Annotated in this window: 20 protein-coding genes, 1 tRNA gene and 1 pseudogene; 16 read left to right on the top strand and 6 right to left on the bottom strand. The window is 72.2% G+C overall.

What is annotated here, in order from left to right; genetic code table 11:
• Window positions 1–80: 80 nt before the first annotated feature.
• Both NOD94_RS32770 and NOD94_RS32765 read right to left on the bottom strand, forming a co-directional pair.
• Window positions 81–1,634 (bottom strand): MFS transporter, encoded by a 1,554-nt coding sequence (locus NOD94_RS32770; RefSeq protein ID WP_281209818.1) that lies wholly within the window; start codon window positions 1,632–1,634, stop codon window positions 81–83.
• A gap of 354 nt (window positions 1,635–1,988) precedes the next feature.
• Window positions 1,989–2,417 carry a TOBE domain-containing protein gene (locus tag NOD94_RS32765; RefSeq protein ID WP_281209817.1) on the bottom strand — a complete coding sequence of 143 codons (429 nt, stop codon included), beginning with the start codon at window positions 2,415–2,417 and terminating at the stop codon, window positions 1,989–1,991.
• A gap of 365 nt (window positions 2,418–2,782) precedes the next feature.
• On the opposite strand from NOD94_RS32765, the gene NOD94_RS32760 reads away from it, so the two are divergent.
• The 3 genes from NOD94_RS32760 (at window position 2,783) to lepB (ending at window position 5,551) form a co-directional block, all read left to right on the top strand.
• Window positions 2,783–3,514: a hypothetical protein gene (locus NOD94_RS32760; RefSeq protein ID WP_281209816.1), complete on the top strand. Its 732-nt coding sequence runs from the start codon at window positions 2,783–2,785 to the stop codon at window positions 3,512–3,514.
• A gap of 367 nt (window positions 3,515–3,881) precedes the next feature.
• Window positions 3,882–4,838, top strand: a complete 957-nt coding sequence (locus NOD94_RS32755; RefSeq protein ID WP_281209815.1) for a helix-turn-helix domain-containing protein — start codon at window positions 3,882–3,884, stop codon at window positions 4,836–4,838.
• 35 nt (window positions 4,839–4,873) lie between these two features.
• Window positions 4,874–5,551, top strand: coding sequence for a signal peptidase I (gene lepB, locus NOD94_RS32750; protein ID WP_281209814.1), 678 nt, complete (start codon window positions 4,874–4,876; stop codon window positions 5,549–5,551).
• Window positions 5,552–5,872: 321 nt separating this feature from the next.
• On the opposite strand, the gene NOD94_RS32745 is transcribed toward lepB, so the two are convergent.
• Window positions 5,873–6,685 (bottom strand): VOC family protein, encoded by an 813-nt coding sequence (locus tag NOD94_RS32745; RefSeq protein WP_281209813.1) that lies wholly within the window; start codon window positions 6,683–6,685, stop codon window positions 5,873–5,875.
• Between the two features lie 122 nt (window positions 6,686–6,807).
• On the opposite strand from NOD94_RS32745, the gene NOD94_RS32740 reads away from it, so the two are divergent.
• Together NOD94_RS32740 and NOD94_RS32735 are read left to right on the top strand one after the other, a co-directional pair.
• Window positions 6,808–7,395, top strand: a complete 588-nt coding sequence (locus NOD94_RS32740; protein WP_281209812.1) for an HhH-GPD-type base excision DNA repair protein — start codon at window positions 6,808–6,810, stop codon at window positions 7,393–7,395.
• Window positions 7,396–7,479: 84 nt separating this feature from the next.
• Window positions 7,480–7,953 (top strand): cupin domain-containing protein, encoded by a 474-nt coding sequence (locus NOD94_RS32735; RefSeq protein WP_281209811.1) that lies wholly within the window; start codon window positions 7,480–7,482, stop codon window positions 7,951–7,953.
• Here NOD94_RS32735 and opcA read toward each other — a convergent pair.
• The gene (gene opcA, locus NOD94_RS32730; RefSeq protein ID WP_281209810.1) at window positions 7,902–8,834 is read right to left on the bottom strand and encodes a glucose-6-phosphate dehydrogenase assembly protein OpcA; all 933 of its coding nucleotides are present in this window, start codon (window positions 8,832–8,834) and stop codon (window positions 7,902–7,904) included. The genes NOD94_RS32735 and opcA overlap by 52 nt on opposite strands.
• A gap of 106 nt (window positions 8,835–8,940) precedes the next feature.
• Window positions 8,941–10,551: a helicase HerA-like domain-containing protein gene (locus tag NOD94_RS32725; RefSeq protein ID WP_281209809.1), complete on the bottom strand. Its 1,611-nt coding sequence runs from the start codon at window positions 10,549–10,551 to the stop codon at window positions 8,941–8,943.
• Between the two features lie 88 nt (window positions 10,552–10,639).
• Here NOD94_RS32725 and NOD94_RS32720 point away from each other — a divergent pair, with 88 nt between their 5' ends.
• Complete coding sequence (locus tag NOD94_RS32720; protein ID WP_008740979.1) at window positions 10,640–10,936, top strand: type II toxin-antitoxin system VapB family antitoxin; 297 nt, start codon at window positions 10,640–10,642, stop codon at window positions 10,934–10,936.
• A 79-nt stretch (window positions 10,937–11,015) separates the two neighbouring features.
• Entirely contained in the window at window positions 11,016–11,699 is a 684-nt protein-coding gene (locus tag NOD94_RS32715) for a LytR C-terminal domain-containing protein (RefSeq protein WP_281209808.1), read from the top strand.
• 97 nt (window positions 11,700–11,796) lie between these two features.
• Here the strand turns inward: NOD94_RS32715 and upp are convergent, their stop codons facing one another.
• Window positions 11,797–12,432: a uracil phosphoribosyltransferase gene (gene upp / locus NOD94_RS32710; protein WP_214353071.1), complete on the bottom strand. Its 636-nt coding sequence runs from the start codon at window positions 12,430–12,432 to the stop codon at window positions 11,797–11,799.
• A gap of 189 nt (window positions 12,433–12,621) precedes the next feature.
• Between upp and NOD94_RS32705 the strand changes: the two genes are divergently transcribed.
• From NOD94_RS32705 to NOD94_RS32665, 9 genes and pseudogenes are all read left to right on the top strand, one after another.
• Window positions 12,622–13,605: a universal stress protein gene (locus NOD94_RS32705; RefSeq protein ID WP_281209807.1), complete on the top strand. Its 984-nt coding sequence runs from the start codon at window positions 12,622–12,624 to the stop codon at window positions 13,603–13,605.
• 580 nt (window positions 13,606–14,185) lie between these two features.
• Window positions 14,186–14,740, top strand: a complete 555-nt coding sequence (locus NOD94_RS32700) for a hypothetical protein (protein WP_281209806.1) — start codon at window positions 14,186–14,188, stop codon at window positions 14,738–14,740.
• 62 nt (window positions 14,741–14,802) lie between these two features.
• On the top strand, window positions 14,803–15,231 hold the full coding sequence (gene tadA, locus NOD94_RS32695; protein ID WP_281209819.1) for a tRNA adenosine(34) deaminase TadA: 429 nt from the start codon (window positions 14,803–14,805) through the stop codon (window positions 15,229–15,231).
• Window positions 15,232–15,358: 127 nt separating this feature from the next.
• Window positions 15,359–15,445: transfer RNA gene (locus NOD94_RS32690), tRNA-Ser, on the top strand.
• A 204-nt stretch (window positions 15,446–15,649) separates the two neighbouring features.
• Window positions 15,650–15,940 carry a hypothetical protein gene (locus NOD94_RS32685; protein WP_281209805.1) on the top strand — a complete coding sequence of 97 codons (291 nt, stop codon included), beginning with the start codon at window positions 15,650–15,652 and terminating at the stop codon, window positions 15,938–15,940.
• 391 nt (window positions 15,941–16,331) lie between these two features.
• Window positions 16,332–16,493 (top strand): hypothetical protein, encoded by a 162-nt coding sequence (locus NOD94_RS32680; RefSeq protein WP_281209804.1) that lies wholly within the window; start codon window positions 16,332–16,334, stop codon window positions 16,491–16,493.
• 207 nt (window positions 16,494–16,700) lie between these two features.
• Window positions 16,701–17,543, top strand: coding sequence for an RNA polymerase sigma factor SigF (locus NOD94_RS32675; RefSeq protein WP_281209803.1), 843 nt, complete (start codon window positions 16,701–16,703; stop codon window positions 17,541–17,543).
• Between the two features lie 232 nt (window positions 17,544–17,775).
• On the top strand, window positions 17,776–18,615 hold the full coding sequence (locus tag NOD94_RS32670) for an RNA polymerase sigma factor SigF (RefSeq protein WP_281209802.1): 840 nt from the start codon (window positions 17,776–17,778) through the stop codon (window positions 18,613–18,615).
• Between the two features lie 79 nt (window positions 18,616–18,694).
• A pseudogene (locus NOD94_RS32665) lies at window positions 18,695–19,083 on the top strand (hypothetical protein); the annotation flags it as partial.

The following is a 19,083-nucleotide window of genomic DNA, read 5'->3' as shown; positions in this document are numbered from 1 at the left end:
CCCCCCCCCCCCCCCCCCCCCCCCCCCCCCCCCCCCCCCCCCCCCCCCCCCCCCCCCCCCCCCCCCCCCCCGCCGCCGCGCTACGCCGCCCGCCCGGCCGGGGCCGCCGGCGACGGCTCGGGCTCGGTCGGCTCCGGGGTGGCGGGCGCCTTCCGGTCCCGCATCAGGATCAGGGCGAGGCCCGCCGCGGCCAGGACGCCCGCCGCGGCCGCGGTGAAGGTGGCCGACATGGCGGAGGTGAAGGCGTCGCGGGCGGCATCGGCGAGCGCCGGGTCGGTGAGGGCGGCGGCCACGGAGTGCCGGGCGGCGTCCGGGGTGGCGGCGGGCATGGCTCCGGAGTAGACCGAGGTGAGCAGGGCCCCCAGGACGGCCACGCCGAGGGCGGCGCCGGCCTGCTGGACGGTGTCGTTGAGGGCGGAGCCGACTCCGGCGTGCTCCTCGGGGACGGCGCCCATCAGGGCCGCGGTGGCCGCCGGCATGGCCAGGCCGCTGCCGATGCCCATCACCGTCATGGCGGCGCCGAGCGGGACGAGGTCGTCGCCGGCCTCCAGCGTGGCGAGGATCGCGAAGCCGACGGCGATCACGGCGAGGCCGACGGCGGTCATGATCCGGTTGCCGATGCGGTTGCCGAGGGTGGCGCCGAGGCCGTTGAAGAGCAGGCCGGCCACGGCGAGCGGGGTGAACGCGAGGCCGGTCCCGGTGGGGCTGTGGCCGGCGACGAACTGGAGGTACTGGGTCAGCACCAGCATCAGGCCGCCGTTGGCGAAGGTCAGCAGCACGAGCGAGAGGCCGGCGCCGCTGAACATCCGGTCGCGGAAGAGGGCCATCGGGACCATCGGGTGTGCGGTGCGGACCTCGTGGACGACGAAGGCGGTGAGCCCGCCGACCGCGAGGGTGAGACCGACCAGGGTCGAGGGGGCGGCGAGGCCGTCCTTCGGGAGGGCGATGATCGTCCAGATCAGAGCGGTCATACCGGTGACGGACAGGCCCATGCCGGCGAGGTCGGCCTTGCGCCGGGGCCCCTTGGACTCCGGCATCAGGATCAGCGCGGCGGCGATGGCGAGCAGCGCGATCGGCACGTTCATCAGGAACACGGCGCCCCACCAGTAGTGGGCGATCAGGATCCCGCCGACCGCCGGGCCGCCGACGAGGCCGACCACGGCGACGGCGCCCCAGGCGGAGATGGCCTTGCGGCGCTCCTCCTCGTCGAAGACGGTGATCAGGATCGAGAGGGTGCTCGGCATGACGAGGGCGCCGCCGATGCCCATGACCGCGCGTCCCGCGATGAGTTGCGCGGGGGATTCGGCGTGGGCGGCGAGCAGGGAGGCGATCCCGAAGAGCACGAGGCCGATGATCATCACCCGGCGGCGGCCGAACCGGTCGGAGAGGCTGCCTGCGGTGAGTAGGAGGCCGGCGAAGACCAGGATGTACGACTCGATGATCCACTGGATGGCTTCGGCGCCGGCGTCGAGGTCCTCGGCGATCGGCGGGATCGCCACGGTGAGCACCATGTTGTCGACGACCAGCACGAGCGTGCTGAGGCAGAGCACGATCAGGATGAGCCAGCGGCGCGGGTCGCGCCGGGCTCCCTCCCCCGTGACGCCCGTTCCGGTGTTCCCCGCGGTACCGCTCATCGTGGCCCCTCCCCTTGCCCAGCCTGATGCGTACACCGTTCGCATCCAGACATGAACAACGTACGCTCATGCGTACAGCGTGCGCAACCCATCGAGGGAAAGCCCGCCGGCTTCCCCCGCCGGCGGGCTCGACGGACCGCCGGCCGTCCGGGCGGGCTACCCGCAGCGCAGCGCCGCGTACAGGTCGAGCTTGTGGTCGAGGCGGGACAGGTCCCGGCCCCTGCGGCGCGCGCTACGTCAGCGCGGTGACTCACATCTGGTTCGGCGCCCTGCCGGCGCCGGTGGCGGTGGGGGCGGTGGGGCCGGCTCCGGTGGGGGCGTTCGGGGCGGCCGTCCGAAGCCGCCCCGGTGGGCTCACGCCGTTTGGAGGGAGACCTCGGTCGACTTGATCAGCGCGACGACGGAGGTACCGGCGGCCAGGCCCAGCGCCTCGACGGCGTCGGCGGTGATGGCGGCGGTCAGGCCGCCACCGTTCACGTCGACCTTCACGGAGGCCATGGCCGGACCGGTGGCGACGTCGACGACGGTCCCGGCGATCCGGTTGCGGATGGACAGTCCGGACAGCCCCTCGACGGGCCCGGTCGCGAGGGCCACCTCGGTGGCCTTGACCAGGGCCTTCACGGCGGTGCCGACGGCAAGACCGAGGTCCTTGACCGCGTCGGCGGTGATGGCGGCGGTGATGTCCTGGCCGCCGTCGAGCCGCACCTTGACCGTCGCCATGGCCTCGCCGGTGGTGACGGCGGTGACGGTTCCGGCGATCTGATTGCGGATGCTCAGGCTCATGGTGCTTCGACCTCTACGTCGTCGGTTCACGCGGATCGGGGGATCCGCACAAGATCGACCGTACGAGCCCCCGCCCCGCCCGCTCCGCACCCCTCGCATCCGCGACCCGGAACCACCCACCCGGCTCGCCCCTGCGCGAAAGCCCGATCGGCGGCCGACGGGTACGCGGCGTCTCCGACCGACGCGTACGCGGCGTGTGCGAGCCACGCGCCGCACCATCGGACCGGCTCCGCGCAAGACGTTCGTACACCGACTCCCCTTACGGTGGCGGCACTTGACCCTGACTTCGACTCAGGGCGCCGTCAGGGGCGGACCGGGGCTCTCCCCGGTGTGGTCGCCCGGCGCCCGGCGGCATCGTAGGGGCCATGAAGACCACCACCGCCGGGCTCGCCCTCGCCGCCGCACTCGCCCTCACGATCACCGGCGCGGCCGGCGCCTCGGCGGCCCCCGGATCCGCCGCCCCCGCCTACGACTTCTCCGACTGCCCGGCCATCCCCGCCGGGGCCGACGCGGCGCGCTGGAAGTGCGAGTTGCACACCGCCTCCGGGTCGCTCCGCCTCGGCAATCGCGACGTCCCCGCACTGGCCCCGATGACCCTCACGTTCGCCGAGGGGCCGATGCCCGACGGCAGCAACGGCCAGGTCTGGGGATCCCTGCGCGGCAAGCCCTCCACCGTCCCCGGCGGACTGCTCGGCAACGCCTCCGCCGACCGGTCCCCGCTGCTCGGCCTGTCCCTGCAGCCGGAGTACGGCGGCCGGTCCGACTTCTACTCCGTCGGCGACAGCATGGGCTTCTTCACCCTGCGCTACCGCGCCGTGAGCCCGCTCCTGCCCCACGGCTGCACCATCGGCGCCGGCGACACCCCCATCGAGATCCGCCTGAAGCGGGTGGGCGACTCCGAGCGGGTGTCCAAGAACCCCCCGGTGATCAAGTACGCGGCGGCCGACACCGAGTTCGGCGTTCCGGCCGCCACCGGCTGCGGCCCGATGACCCGGCTCGTGAACGACCGCCTCGGCCTCCCGGCGACCACCGGGAACAAGATCACCCTGTCCGGCGAGTACACCTACAAGACGTACGACCAACTCACCGTTCGCTGAGGTGGGACCGGGTGCCGGTCGGCCGGATCCCGGCCGACCGGATCCCCGCCGGGCCGTACCTTTCTTTTCTTCGCAAGTACCGGGAGAAACAACCTCTCCCAACCCCACCAGCCTCCCCCGGAGGCGCTCTCACTCACACGGGTGAACAAGTCCAACTCGGCTGGATTTCGGACTGGTTGCGGGGCATATGCTCGCCCCGACCGCTCCACCGACGAAGACGGCCCCCGCCGGGACGGCAATCCCGGACGAGGGCCTGACCAAGCAGGAAGTCACTAGCTTCCCCATGGCTCCTCAGCAGGTTATCGCGCCCTCCCCTGCGCCGTACGGCGTTCACCACTCGAACGTCCGACACACGACCCGGTTCACGGTGATCGGGAACCACCTGATCCAGAACCCGCGGATGACGCTGACCGCCCGCGGACTCGGCGCGTACATCCAGTCCCTCCCTGCCGGCACCCCCATCGGCATCAGAGACCTGGCCCGACGGGTCCCCGAGGGGAAGACCCGGATCGCGACGGCCCTGCGCGAGCTGGAGGCCCACGGCTACCTGAGGCGGACCGCGGAACAGCTGGGCAACGGGCACTTCGTCACCCGGACGGTGTCCTACAACCGACCCACGACGATGACGCCGCCGGCGCCCGAGCCGCCGCCGGAGCCCGAGCCGGGCCCGATGCCGGTGTCGGCACCGCCACCGGAAGCCCCGATCCCGGAGCCGGAGCCGGAGCCGACTCCGGCGGTCGGGGTCGGGCCCGAGCCGGAGCCGGAGCCCGGGGTCGAGTCGCAGCCGGACCCGGAACCCGAGCCCGGGGTCAAGCCCGAGCCGCAGCCGGACCCGGAGCTACAGCCCGAGCCGGAGCCACAGCCCGAGCACGAGCCCGCAACCGTTCGCGAGCCCGGCCCGCAGCCCGCTCCCGAGCCTGACCCCGCACCCGCGCCCATCCCCACCCCCATCCCCGAGCCCCCCTCGCCCCGCCGTCTGGTGGCCATGGCCCTGCTCGGGAGGTTGCGCCGCGTCGACCACCGGCTGCTCCTCGGGCAGCGCGACATCGAGCGCCTCGCGCCAGCGGCCGAGGTCTGGGTGGAGCGCGGTGGGAGCGCCGAGGCGATCACCACCGCGCTGGCGGCCGACCTGCCCAACACACTGACCAACCCGGCCGGGTTCATCGCCTACCGGCTCAAGGCCCAGGTTCCGCCCGCCCTTGAGGCCGAGTTCAAACGGGCCCCCCACGTACCCCCGGACCCCTTCCAGAACTGCACGACCTGCGACCGCGCCTTCCGCAGCCCCGTACCCGGCCGGTGCCGCGACTGCGCGGACCCCCCATAGAATTCCGGCCACACGTCCGGTCCAGGGGGGCTCACATGGCGCGAGAAAGCAGACGGCCGGGTCGCGGGCTCGGGATGGCCGCCGCCGTTCTGGCCGTGGTCGGAGCGGCACTCGTGGCGGGGGCCGCCTTCTCGGTGGTCCGGCCGGTCACGGCGGCGAGCGACTCGATGCTCCCCACCCTGGTCACCGGCCGGCGGATCCACTTCGAGCAGGGCCCCGTCGGGACGGTCGCGCGCGGGGACATCGTCCGCGTCACCGTCCCGTGGGTGCGCGAAGGCGACGTCCTGAACCGCGTGGTGGCGGTGGGCGGCGACCGCGTCTCCTACACCGCCGGCGCGACCACGCTCACCCTCAACGGCGAGCCGCTCGTCGAGCCCTACCTGAGGGAGGCCGGCCGCCCGTCGGCCTTCGCTTTCGACGTGACCGTGCCGGCGGGCCGGATCTTCGTGATGGGCGACCACCGGCTCAACTCCCGCGACTCGGCCATGGACCCGGTGGGTGAGCAGCAGGGCACCGTCCCCGCGGCGAACGTCCGCGCCAAGGTCACCGACTCCTCCGACGGCTTCCTCCTGGTCTGCGCCGTCGGCCTGCTCGGTGTCCTCGGGCTCACCGCGTCGCTCGGGCTCGGATTCGCGGCGCTGTTGGCGCGCGGCGACACCCGCCGCGCGGAGTTCCCCTTCCCGCACGCGGCCTCACCGCACCGGCCGGCTTGAGCGGATGTTCGGCTTCGAGAAGGTGGGCCCCGAGGAGGCCGCGCGCCAGGAGGCGCTCGCGACGAGCGTGCGCAACGAGCCGGCCGCCGCCGGACTTCCGCTGCTCGCGCCCAGCCTGCAACCCTCGCCGGCCGGTGGCGCGTACGTCGACGTCGACCCCGGTGCGGACGCGGCGGGTGGCGTGTACGCGCACTGGCTGACGAGCCCCCGCCCGAGGGAGTGCGCGCTCCGGGCCCACCGCCGCCTCCAACCGCCCGACGACGTGCCCGCCATGCGGCACTGCGACGCGGTCGAGGTGGGGTCGGGACCCGTACCCGCCCGCTACCCGAACGAGGGCATCTCCCCGACCGTCGTCGTCACGTCGATCACCGCGAACGCCGCGCCCTGCGGGTCCGCGACGGCCGCGAAGCGGCCGAAGGGGCTGTCCATCGGGCCGAAGTGCAGCTTCCCGCCGTGCTTCTTCGTCTTCGCGACGGCCTCGTCGCAGTCGGGGACCGCGAAGTAGACCTGGATGTACGAGGGGACCTCGGGCGGGAAGTCGTCACCCATGGCCATCCGGCCCAGGACCGGGTTGCTCCTGCCGCCCAGGCTGAAGACCCTGAAGTCCATCCCGGCCATCTCGGGGTCGTCGCCCGTCTCCATCTGCTCGGCCTCGTACGGGAAGACCTTCGGCAGGAACGCGTCCGGCTTCGCGACGTCCCGGCTGAAGACCTCCGCCCAGCAGTACGCGCCCGCCTCGCCCATCTTCTCGAAGCCCTTGTGCTCACCGGGCTGCCAGACGCCGAAGAACGCGCCGCTCGGCTCCTTCGCGATCAGCATCGTGCCGAAGCTGCCGACCTGCATCGGCTCCATCACCAGCTCGCCGCCCGCCGCCTTGATCTTCTCCGCCGTCGCCGCGGCGTCCGGCGAGGCGAAGTACAGACACCACTGCGAGGGGGCGTCGGAGCCCGGCATCGGCGGGACGACGGCCGCGACGGCCTTCCCGTCGGAGTAGGCCTGCGTGTAGTTGCCGTACTCGCTGCTGGACTCCCCGAAGGTCCAGCCGAGCACGTCCGCGTAGAACTCCTTGGCGCCCTCCACATCGGTGAACATCGCGTCCACCCAGCAGGGCGCGCCTTCCTGGAACTCAGCCATGGTCGATCGACTCCCGTGTCCGTCGTGTCCGCATGCGGGCGTTTCGTTCCCACGCTAGGCGGGGCGTGCGGCAACCGCGCGCCGACCGCGCGCGGAGCCCGCGCGCGGGGGAGGCTGGAGCCATGGACATCACCATCCGGCTGGCCCAGCAGCCCGAGGCCGACGCCCTGCTCGGCCGCAGCCCGCTCGCCGCGCTCACCGGCATGCTGCTCGACCAGCAGGTACCGATGGAGTGGGCGTTCTCCGGGCCCTGGACGATCGCGCGGCGGCTCGGCGCCGACGACCTCGACGCGCACGCCATCGCCGCCCACGACCCGGACGCCTTCGCGGCGCTGCTCTCGCAGAAGCCGGCCGTGCACCGCTACCCCGGATCGATGGCGAAGCGGATCCAGCAGCTGTGCGCGTACCTGGTCGAGCACTACGACGGGGACGCCGCCGCCGTCTGGGCGGACGCCGCGACGGGCCAGGAGCTGCTGGAGCGGCTCAAGGCGCTGCCCGGGTTCGGGGAGCAGAAGGCGCAGATCTTCCTGGCGCTGCTCGGCAAGCGGTACGGGGTTCGGCCCAAGGGCTGGCGGGAGGCCGCGGGCGGCTACGGTCCTGCGAACATCCACCGCTCCGCCGCCGACATCACCGGCCCGGAGTCCCTGGCCAAGGTCCGGGCGTACAAGCAGGAGATGAAGGCGGCCGCGAAGGCGAAGGGGCCGGCGTAGGGCGTGTGGCGTGTGGCGCACCTCGGAGCGCCGGCCGCCTCCCGGTCAACCGGAGCTGGGAGTTCCTGCCCTAGGGTCGGATTCATGATCGAAAACCTCACGCGTGCCGCGACCGCCGAGCGCATCTCCGACGGCCCCGGCAGCGTCATCACCCTGCTCACCGACACCGACGAACTGACCTGCAACACGGCGAGCTTCGAGGTGGGAGCGGCCGGCGCCCCCGTGCACTTCCACACGAAGGCGACCGAGTTCTTCCACGTCACCGACGGACGCCTCGACGTCCTGGTCGGCGACGAGGTCCACACCCTCGGCAAGGGCGACTTCATCACCGTCCCGCCCGGTGTGAAGCACGCCTTCGCCCCGGCCGCCGGCCACACGGCCGAGGTCTTCGTCGGCTTCACCCCGGGCATGGCCCGCTTCGACTACTACCGGCTCCTCGGCCGCGTCCGCGCCGGCGAGGCGACCGTCCAGGACATCAAGGACAGCTCACCGGTGTACGACAACCACTACGCGGAGAGCGAGGCCTGGACGGGCCGGCTGCGCAGCGCCGAGGCGTAGACGACATCGGCGTCCAGGCGCCGCAGTTCCTCCGCGAGCAGCTCCGCCGTGCTGCGGATCTTGAGGGCGACCTTGCGGTCGGGCCAGCCGGGCAGCAGCAGCGTGGCCAGCACCCCGGCGGGCCGGTCCACCCGTATCTCCCCGGCGCTGGTCTCCAGCCGGACCCGGGTGATCACCGGTCCGTCGGTGGCCACCCGGTCCACGCGCACCTTCAGCCGGTCCTCCAGCCAGCGCGCCAGCAGCTCGGCGCTCGCGTTGTCCGGCTCGCTCTCCACCGCCGCGCCCGTCACCGGCAGCGGCTTGTGGTCGAAGGCTGCGGCCAGCAGGGAGCGCCACGGCGTCAGCCGGGTCCACGCCAGGTCGGTGTCACCGGGGGCGTACGAGGCCGCCCGCTGGTCCAGCACGCCCACCGGGTCGGGCGCCGCCTGCGAGTCGGTGATGCGGCGCTGCGCCAGCGCGCCCAGCTGGTCGCGGGCCGGATCGGCCGGGGCCTCGGACGGCCACCAGGCCACCACCGGCGCGTCGGGCACCAGCAGCGGGAGCACGACGGAGCCCGCCTGGCCGGTGAGTTCGCCGTGCAGGCGCAGCAGCACGATCTCGCCGGAGCCGGCGTCGGTGCCGACGCGCAGTTCGGCGTCGAGTCGGGTCTGGCGGAGCCGCTGGGGGCCCCGCGCCATCCGCTTGATCACCGCGATGATGCGGCACGGATGCTCTCGGGAGGCCTCGGAGGCGGCGCGTACGGCGTCGTAGGCGTTCTCCTCGTCGGTGACCACGACGAGGGTCAGCACCAGCCCCATGGCCGGGCTGCCGACTGCTCGGCGCGCTTCGAGCAAGGCCCGGACGACCTTGCTGGACGTGGTGTCGGTGAGTTCGGTCCGCATACCCCCGAGTCTGTCAGCGTCGGCGGGCCCGGCGGCACCCGGTGCACTTGATTCCGACTGGACCCGCAGGCCGGGGGTGCGCGGGCGAGGCCGACGGTCCGTCAGGTCATCTTCTGCGGCGGGCCGTTCCGAAGAGGGAGCGGGAGATCTCCCGGCCCAACGAGGTGCCGACCGAGCGGGCCAACGAGCGGAAGATGCCGCTGCCCACCACCTGTTCGGCCAGCGAGGGATCCGGCTTCGGCGCCCTCCGGGCAGCCTTCTCCGCCTCCTTGGCCTCCTTCTCCGCCCGCTTCTCCGCCTCCGCGGCGGCCGCCGCCGCCTCCGCGGCCGCCTCGGCCGCCGCCTGTTCGGCGCTGATCTTCTCGTACGCCGACTCGCGGTCCACGGGCTCGGCGTAGCGCGAGTACAGCAGCGACGCCTTCACCGCCCGGTCCAGTTCCGCCGCGTCGACCGGTCCCATCAGCGACTGCGGGGCGCGCAACCGGGTCGCGGCGACCGGGGTCGGGGCGCCCTTCTCGCTGAGCACCGTGATCACCGCCTCACCCGTACCGAGACCGGTGAGCAACTCCTCCAGGTCGTAAGCGGAATTGGGGAAGGTCTTCACCGTGGCCTTCAGGGCCTTCGCGTCGTCCGGGGTGAAGGCGCGCAGCGCGTGCTGCACCCGGTTGCCGAGCTGCGCCAGCACGTCGGCCGGTACGTCCTTCGGGGTCTGGGTCACGAAGAAGACGCCGATTCCCTTGGACCGGATCAGCCGGACCGTCTGGGTGATGGAATCCAGGAAGGCCTTCGAGGCCCCGTTGAACAGCAGGTGCGCCTCGTCGAAGAAGAAGACCAGCTTGGGCCGTTCCAGATCGCCGACTTCCGGGAGATCGGTGTAGAGATCGGCGAGCAGCCACATCAGGAAAGTGGAGAAGAGTTGGGGTTTGTCCTGAACCGCCGGGAGTTCCAGTACGGAAACCGTTCCGCGCCCGTCCGCGGCCGTCCTCAGGAATTCACTCGTGTCGAATTCGGGCTCGCCGAAGAATTCCGACGCGCCCTGCTGCTCGAATGCGGTGAGGGCCCGCAGGATCACCCCGGCGGTCACCGTCGAGAGCCCGCCGATCCCCTTGAGTTCCGCCTTGCCCCGGTCCGAGACGAGGAAGGCGACGACCGCGCGCAGGTCCTTGAGGTCGAACAGCTCCAGGCCCTTGGAGTCGGCGTAGTGGAAGATCAGGCCGAGGGACTGCTCCTGGGTCTGGTTCAGCTGGAGCACCTTCGACAGCAGGACCGGGCCGAACGAGGTCACCGTCGCCCGGAGCGGGATGCCGGGGCCGATCCCGCCCAGGGAGTAGAACTCGCCGGGGCAGCCGGTGGCCCGCCACTCCTGGCCGACCTCCGCCGCCCGCTCCCGCACCTTCTCGTTGTCCGTGCCGGGCACGGAGATCCCCGAGACGTCCCCCTTGATGTCGGCGAGGAAGACGGGCACGCCGTTCGCGGACAGCTGTTCGGCGATCAGTTGGAGGGTCTTGGTCTTGCCCGTGCCGGTCGCGCCCGCGACGAGCCCGTGCCGGTTGAGCATCCCCAGCGGGATGCGGATCTGCCGGTCGGGCAGGCAGGCGCCGTCCCAGATCAGGGCTCCCAGATCGAGCGCGGGTCCGGTGAAGGCGTACCCCGCGGCAATCGCTCCGGCCGGGTCCGCGGGGTCCGCGGGAACGGCTCGGTCGGTGCTCTGGCTCATGCGTCACTCCCGGAATAGCCCTGTCCGTCACTTTTGCACCCCTGGCACGAGGCTGCGCCCGGAGGCACGGGCCCGGTAGGCTTTCCGTGTGATCTTCAAGCGCATCGGAAGCGGGCGGCCGTACCCCGACCACGGCAGGGAAACCACCCGGCAGTGGGCGGACGTAGCCCCGCGCCCGGTCCGGCTCGACCAGCTCGTCACGACCAAAGGACAGCTGGACCTCGAAACGCTGCTCGCCGAGGACTCCACCTTCTACGGCGATCTCTTCGCGCACGTCGTGAAGTGGCAGGGCGATCTGTACCTGGAGGACGGGCTGCACCGCGCGGTGCGCGCCGCACTCCAGCAGCGACAGGTGCTGCACGCACGCGTCCTGGAAATGGACTGATTGCGCCTTTCGGGTCAGCCTTGCCCGATCAATAGATCATTTAGTAGGCATCGTCACGACGCGGCACTACGCTGCGCCCATGAGCATGCTCACTCCCCCCGGCATGGGCGGAAAGTACCGCGTTACGGGAGCTGCCTACCCCCGCATGAGCCGCCGGCCCCGACGCCGGAAGGTCGTCCTCGCCGTGCTCGGCTCGCTCCTCGCGCTGTCCCTGCTCGGCTACGGGGCGCTCCAGCTCATCGGGGTGTTCCGGGGCGACGGCGGCGGTAAGCGGAATGCGGCGGCGGCCGGCAAGGACTGCCCCACGGCGTCCGCCACACCCGCCAAGGCAGCGAAACCCGCCTCCGCTCCCCAACCGGGACCCGCCACCTCCGCCTCACCCGCGGTCGTGCTCCCCCAGCCCGGCCAGATCACGGTCAACATCTACAACGCGACCCCGCGCGCGGGCCTCGCCAAGGCGGTCCGCGACGAGTTGGAGAAACGCGGCTTCGTCATCGGCCAGGTCGGCAACGCCCCGCCCACCTTCGACAAGAAGGTCCCGGGCGTCGGGATACTGCTCGGCGCGCCCGCGACGGACAAGGCGGCCTACGCCGTCCTCGGCACCCAGGTCGACGGGCTCACCCAGCAGCACGACACGCGCGAGGGCGCGGACATCGACCTGATCATCGGCGACGCCTTCAAGGAACTGAAGCCCAAGGAGGAGGCGGACCGGGCCGTGGCGCTCCTCGCCAACCCGGCGCCCGCACCCGCCGGAAAGTGCTGATCCCGGCCCGGTCCGGTCCCCCGGACCGGACCGGGACCGGTCACGGCTGACGCCCCCTCGGGGCCCTACTCCGCAGAGCCGACGTGTCTCCCGGGCTCTACTCCGCAGAGCCGTACATGCGGTCGCCCGCGTCGCCCAGGCCCGGCACGATGTAGCCGTGCTCGTTGAGGCGCTCGTCCACGGCGGCCGTCACCACCGTCACCGGCGTGCCCGCCAGCTCGCGCTCCATGACCTCGACGCCCTCCGGCGCGGCCAGCAGCACCACGGCGGTCACGTCGTCGGCGCCGCGCTTGATGAGCTCCTGGATCGCGGCGACCAGCGTGCCGCCGGTGGCCAGCATCGGGTCGACGACGTACACCTGCCGGCCCGAGAGGTCCTCGGGCATGCGCGTCGCGTACGTGGAGGCCTCCAGGGTCTCCTCGTTGCGGACCATGCCCAGGAAGCCCACCTCGGCGGTCGGCAGCAGCCGCACCATGCCGTCCAGCATGCCGAGACCGGCGCGCAGGATCGGGACGACCAGCGGGCGGGGGTGCGACAGCTTCACGCCGGTCGTGGGGCCGACCGGGGTCTCGATGTCGGCCTGCTCCGTGCGCACGTCGCGGGTGGCCTCGTACGCGAGGAGGGTCACCAACTCGTCGGCGAGGCGCCGGAACGTGGGGGAGTCGGTGCGCTTGTCGCGCAGCGTGGTGAGTTTGTGCGCCACCAAGGGGTGATCGACTACCTGCAAACGCACAACATCCTCCAAGACTCAGCCGGGTTTCGACCTACGACCTGCGACCCTGCTACCTGCGACAACGGCCGCTGTTCGCGACCCACACCCAAAAGGCTACGCGGTGCGACGACCGCCCGGCGTCCACGGCGGCGGCCGCCGCCCTCCGGGCGCGGAGATGCGGCCCGCCCGGATGCCCAGCACCCTTGACGGGTGAGCAATGGACTGGTGATCGCGGCGGTCGACGGATCCGAGCACAGCCTCCGGGCACTGGAGTGGGCGCGGACGGCCGCCCTGCGCCACGGGGCCGCCCTGATGGTCGCCCACGTGCTGCCCGACGCCTCCCAGTTGTACGCGGGCCGCCGCTCCGCGCTGCGCCATCCGAACGAACCCGAGGAGTACTCCGACCCCATCGGCGACCACGTCCGCAGGGTGCTGGAAGCCTCCCCCGAGCTGCCCCCCGACGTCCGCTACGAGGCCTTGGAGGGCTCCGTACCCGAGGCCCTGCGGGTGATCGCCGACGAGAACCGGCCGCTGATGCTGGTCATGGGCTCCCGGGGGCGCGGCGGGTTCGCCACCCTGCTGCTCGGCTCGAACAGCCGCGCCGTCTCCACCACCGCCACCTGCCCGGTGATCGTGGTCCCGCACGCCGACCGCGACGCGGTCGCGGCCGCCTCCGAGGCCTCGGCCGGCCGGGTGGTCCTCGGGCTGCACGCCGCCGAGACGCCCGAGGACGTACTGACCTTCGCGTTCGCGGAGGCGGCCGCGCGGGGGACCACCGTCCAGGTGGTCTCGGCGTACGACCTGCCGCCCTCGCCGACACTGCTGATCGACAGCCCCTTCGCGGTGATCCCGCCCGAGGCGCTCGCCGACGACGGGGACGCGATCCCCGCCGAACGGGAGATGCTGCGGTCGCAGACGCGCCGGCTGGCACCGCTGCGGGCCCGCTGGCCCGACGTACCCGTGGAGCAGGCCGCCGTGCCCGGTGACCCGGCGGGACGCCTGGTGGCAGCCTCCCGGTCGGCCGCGATGGTCGTGGTGGGGCGCCACCATCCGCGCCGCCGGTCCCTGCTGATGGGCTCCGTGGCCAACGCCGTGCTCCAGCACGCGCACGGCCCGGTGGCGGTCGTTCCGGACCTCACCGACGACTCCGGTGACGCCGCCGAAACCGGCGGCGCCGGCAACGCCGGCGGCTGAGGCCCCTCCCGCAGCAGCCGGAAGGCATCCCTCCGCCGTGGCCCCTGACCTGGAACGATTTGGGAAGGACTGGCATCAATCGCGCCACCCGGGGGAAGGTGGGAGCCGGGGGGTCTGCTTCGCGCCGGCGGAGGAGGACGACCGGACCGGGGTGGTTGCCGATGCCCGAGACGCAGTCGAGCCGAGCCAGTGACCAGAGTGACGGGAGCGATACCGGGAGCGGTCCGCCCGAGGCGCCCGAGAGCGCGGCACAGCGCCGGGCCCGGCGTGCGCAGTTCCTCCGCGACCTGAACGAGGCCCGAGAACTGCGCGACCGCGTACAGCCCCGGCGCGCCCGCGCGGCCCGCATGCGTCAGCAAATGCGGATGCGTACGTTCCGTTGGTGAGCGGCGGCACGACCGGCGTGGCGGCGGGCGCCGCGACACGGCCGCCGCGCGGAAGACCTCTCGCAAAGCCGCTGTTTCTGCCACGATGCCGATTGGGCGGGGTACGGAACGGCCTGCGTCACGGCCGATCCCACCCCAACCTCCGGCCGGGGGGACCTCCAACCGGCACGCCTACGACCAGTGGGAGAGTCACGGTGTATTTCGCCGCACTGCTCGCGCGCACCGAAGACGGGTGGGAAGCGAGCGACCTGGAACTCGACGACGTCGAGTCCCTCAGTGATCTGATCGATCTCGCCCGTTCCGCCGCTGTCGACGACGACACGGTGGTCGCTCTCATCGAGCAGGAGGACGCCTGGTTCGGCGTCGTCCGCGTGGACGGCGAGGAGGACCCCCGGTACTACGTATCGAACGCCTCCGCAGCCGACCGCAGCTCCTACGGATCGATGCTGACCAAAGAGCTGCTGGGCAGCGACGAGGAGGACGACGAACTCGACGAACTGGACCTGGACGGAACCGAGGACGGCGAGGACGAACCGGCCGGCGCGTTCGCGGACGAGGACGAAGACGCGGACGCGGACGACAGGGCGGTGACGGGCGCCGAGCCCGTCCCGGCCGGTCCGCTCGGCGACCCCCGGCTGCTGGACGACCTCGGAGTCAGCAACAAGCAACTGATGACCCTCGACGGGGACGCCCTCTCGGAGATCGCCGACTCGCTCGGCGCCACCGAGGTCCTGGAGGCCGTCCGCTAGTGGCCACCGCGCACGACACCACGTACGGACCCGATCCCGTACGGGACCCCTGGCGGGACTCCATGCGCCTGGCGCTGGAGGAGGCGGCCCTCGCGGTGCCGGCCGGCGACGTGCCGGTCGGTGCCGTCGTGCTCGGCCCGGGCGGGGAACTCCTCGCCGCCGGGCACAACGAGCGCGAGGCCACCGGCGACCCCACGGCGCACGCCGAGGTACTGGCGCTGCGCCGGGCGGCCGCCCGGCTCGGGGAGTGGCGGCTCACGGGGTGCACCCTCGTGGTGACCCTGGAGCCGTGCGTGATGTGCGCGGGCGCCCTCGTGCAGTCCCGGGTGGCCCGGGTGGTCTTCGGGGCGGGGGACGAGAAGGCGGGCGCGGCGGGGTCCCTCTGGGACCTCGTCCGGGACCGTCGGCTCAACCACCGGCCCGAGGTGATCCGCGGGGTGCTCGAAGCCGAGTGCGCGCGGCAGCTGACGGACTTCTTCCGGGACCTGTGAAGCGGGTCCCGAAACGGGCTCCCGGAACGGGCCCCTGAAACGGGCTCCGACGGCCCGCCCGGGCCGTCGGAGGGACCCGCGGATACGGATTTCGGCTCAGCGCGCTCTTTGGGCTAAGCTCTCTCTCGGTAGCGTGTCCGAGCGGCCGAAGGAGCACGCCTCGAAAGCGTGTGATGGTGCAAGCTATCCGTGGGTTCAAATCCCACCGCTACCGCTCTGATCGAGAGCCCCGCCCCGCAAGGGTCGGGGCTCTCGGCGTTTCCGGGGTCCGTCGAGGGCTCGGCGACGGGCCCGGCGGGGGGGGGGGGGGCCGGCGACGAGCTCGGCTGGACTCCGGCGACGGCCCGGCGGGGCGGGCCCCGAGGGCCCTCCGGGGGACACCCGCGTGACCGGCCGCCCGCTCGGCCGTTGTCACGGCATGACCAAGACCCAGCGCATGCTCGCCGCCATCGCCCTCGCGGGGGCCGCCGCGGGCCTCGCCGCACCCGCGGCCACCGCAGCACCCCTCGCCCCGCTCACCCTCCCGGACCTGCCGACGGCCACCCCGGGCATGCCGCAGGGCGCCCAGCCGCGCTCCGTCCAGGAGATCGGCGGAAAGCTCAGCGAGGGTGCCAACCAGCTCAACCAGCTGATGGAGCTGCCGAACCAGCTCGCCCCCGTCATCGCCCCCGTCCAGCCCATCACCGACCTCGCCGGCGGCCTGGAGTAACCCGACAGCGCCCCGGGGCGACCCCGCGGCACCCCGGACACGCGAAGAAGGTCCCGACCGGGGTCGGGACCTTCGACGTGATGGACGGGGGAAGTGGCATCGGGGGGACAAGCCACTTCCCCCGGTGAGGACGGAACCCGCCAGTCCGAGCCGCAGTCAGGGGGGAAGCTTGCGGCTCGGACCCCGCAGTGAGGTCCTGTCCCTCACCCACCGATTTCCTGCCAGAACCGGTGGGCTCGTGTTCAATCCTGCGCCTTCCACGACCGGAAACGGTCCGGCAAAGGGCCCGTACGGCCGGGTCATTGGTCCTTAAAGGGCAGGTGAGTGTCCAAACCTGACCGGTTAGACTCACCCGACTTTGCAGGACCGGTTGGGGAGGCCGTCACCGCTCATGGAAACCAAGAAGATCATCGTGGGCGCGCTCGTCGTCTTCGTGCTCTACGTGATCATCACCCAGCCGGTCAAAGCCGCAGATTTCGCCCAAATAGGCTTCCAGGGAATCTCGGATGCCGCCTCCGGTATCGGCGAGTTCATGACCGAACTGGTGAGCTGAGCCCGTACGCTGAAGCGGTTTCCGGACTTCCCGGCCCCCCACTCCGACGGGTGGGGGGTCTTTTGCATTCCCACGACACAAGAGATTGTCCCCATATGCCCAACTTGCCCTCAACACGGCGATATACGGTGCTTGCGTATAGTGCACATCTCTTGTGATGCTATGACCGCTTTTGACGGATGAGTTGACTGAAGGGGTGGCGTGACCGTGCCGGCCAGTACTGCGCCTCAGGTGCCACCCCAGCAGGACGTCCAGGAGGAGCCCCCGGTCGCGCCGCGACCGCAGAGCCGGGGTGCCGACACCCGGGCCCTCACCCAGGTGCTCTTCGGGCAGCTGAAGGGCCTGCAGCCGGGCACCAGCGAGCACGGCCGGGTGCGCGGGGCCCTGATCGAGGCGAACCTCCCCCTCGTCCGGTACGCGGCGGCCCGCTTCCGCAGCCGCAACGAGCCGATGGAGGACGTCGTCCAGGTCGGCACGATCGGGCTCATCAACGCGATCGACCGCTTCGACCCGGAACGCGGGGTGCAGTTCCCGACCTTCGCCATGCCGACCGTCGTGGGCGAGATCAAGCGGTACTTCCGCGACAACGTCCGCACCGTCCACGTCCCCCGCCGGCTCCACGAGCTGTGGGTCCAGGTCAACGCCGCCACCGAGGACCTCACCACCCTCCACGGCCGCACCCCGACCACGCCCGAGATCGCCGAGCGGCTGCGGATCGGCGAGGACGAGGTGCTCTCCTGCATCGAGGCCGGCCGGAGCTATCACGCGACCTCGCTGGAGGCCGCCCAGGAGGGCGACGGCATGCCCGGCCTGCTGGACCGCCTCGGCTACGAGGACCCGGAGCTGGCCGGGGTCGAGCACCGCGACCTCGTCCGCCACCTGCTCGTCCAGCTGCCCGAACGCGAGCAACGGATCCTGCTCCTGCGGTACTACAACAACCTGACGCAGTCCCAGATCAGCGCCGAGCTCGGCGTCTCACAGATGCACGTGTCCCGACTGCTCGCCCGGAGCTTCGCCCGACTGAGATCCGCAAACAGGATCGAGGCTTAACCGGATCGGGTGGAGGCATTACCGCGTTTCCCTACAGAAACGGCTCATTCCGGTCGGTGCGCGCTCTGTCGCTGGAGATACTTGTCGACATGACGCTACAGCGTGTTGCCGACATGTGACATTCTGCTGGAACCGCGTTTGCCGCAGCCCCGCCTCCGGTATTCAGGTGGAGGCTGCGTTCCTCCGACGGGCGCGCAGAACACGCGACCGTCCGCGACCTCAAGGGGGTGGCATGTCCGTAGACCAGGGCAGCTCCAAAGTGCTCACGCTCGTCAAGCGTGAGCAGCCGGCAGTGTCCGACCGCTCGGAAGCCATCGACACCCGCACCCTCTCCCGCTCCCTCTTCCGGCGACTTGCCGCCCTGGACGCGGACAGCCCCGAACGGACCTATGTACGTGACACCCTGATCGAGCTGAACCTGCCGCTCGTGCGCTACGCGGCGGCCCGCTTCCGCAGCCGCAACGAGCCGATGGAGGACATCGTCCAGGTCGGCACGATCGGCCTGATCAAGGCGATCGACCGCTTCGACTGCGAACGCGGGGTCGAGTTCCCGACGTTCGCGATGCCGACCGTCGTGGGCGAGATCAAGCGGTTCTTCCGGGACACCTCCTGGTCGGTCCGCGTCCCGCGCCGACTCCAGGAACTGCGTCTCGCGCTGACCAAGGCCAGCGACGAGCTCGCCCAGAAGCTCGACCGGTCGCCGACCGTTCCCGAGCTCGCGGCCGTGCTCGGGGTCACCGAGGAGGAGGTCGTCGACGGTCTCGCCGTCGGCAACGCCTACACCGCCTCCTCACTCGACTCGCCCTCCCCGGAGGACGAGGGTGGCGAGGGCTCCCTCGCGGACCGGCTGGGGTACGAGGACACCGCGCTGGAGGGTGTCGAGTACCGCGAGTCCCTGAAGCCGCTGCTGGCCAAACTCCCGCCCCGGGAACGGCAGATCATCATGCTGCGGTTCTTCGCGAACATGACCCAGTCGCAGATCGGCGAGGAGGTCGGCATCTCCCAGATGCACGTCTCCCGGCTGCTGACGCGCACGCTCGCGCAGCTCCGCGTGGGCCTGATCGGCGAGTAGGGGGTCCGGCCCTCCCGAGCGGGGGCCGAACCTTCCGCACGGGGTTCCTATTTGACGTAGCGTCAGGAAAACTGGCGCGATGCGAACGGGATCCCGTGCGGCGCTCGCCCTCACCCTGTGCTGTACGGCCGCAGCCCTCACCGGCTGCGGCGGCGCGGCACGGGACGGCTACCTCGCCGTGGGCGCGGCCGCCCCCGGTCCCGAGAGGGGCGCGGGGGAGAACGTCGCGCCACGCGCCGGGGTGGAGTTCCAGCCGCTCGCGGCGGCGCCGCCCGAGGCTCCGGCGGGGTCCTCCGCCTCGGCGTCCGTCCCCGTGACGGGCACCCCCTCCGACACCGGCCCTACGATGCCCGCCGCCCCGGGGTCACAGCCGCCCGGGAGCTCCGGCGGGGGCGGAGGGACGGCCACCGCCCCGGGCGGCTCCGCGCCGGAACCCGGCACCCCGCCGGCGCCGGGCCGACCCGCCAC

Origin of the sequence: Streptomyces sp. Isolate_45 (assembly GCF_024721315.2) — a bacterium.
Classification (GTDB): Bacteria; Actinomycetota; Actinomycetes; order Streptomycetales; family Streptomycetaceae; genus Streptomyces.
This window is presented reverse-complemented; position numbering and strand designations above follow the sequence as displayed.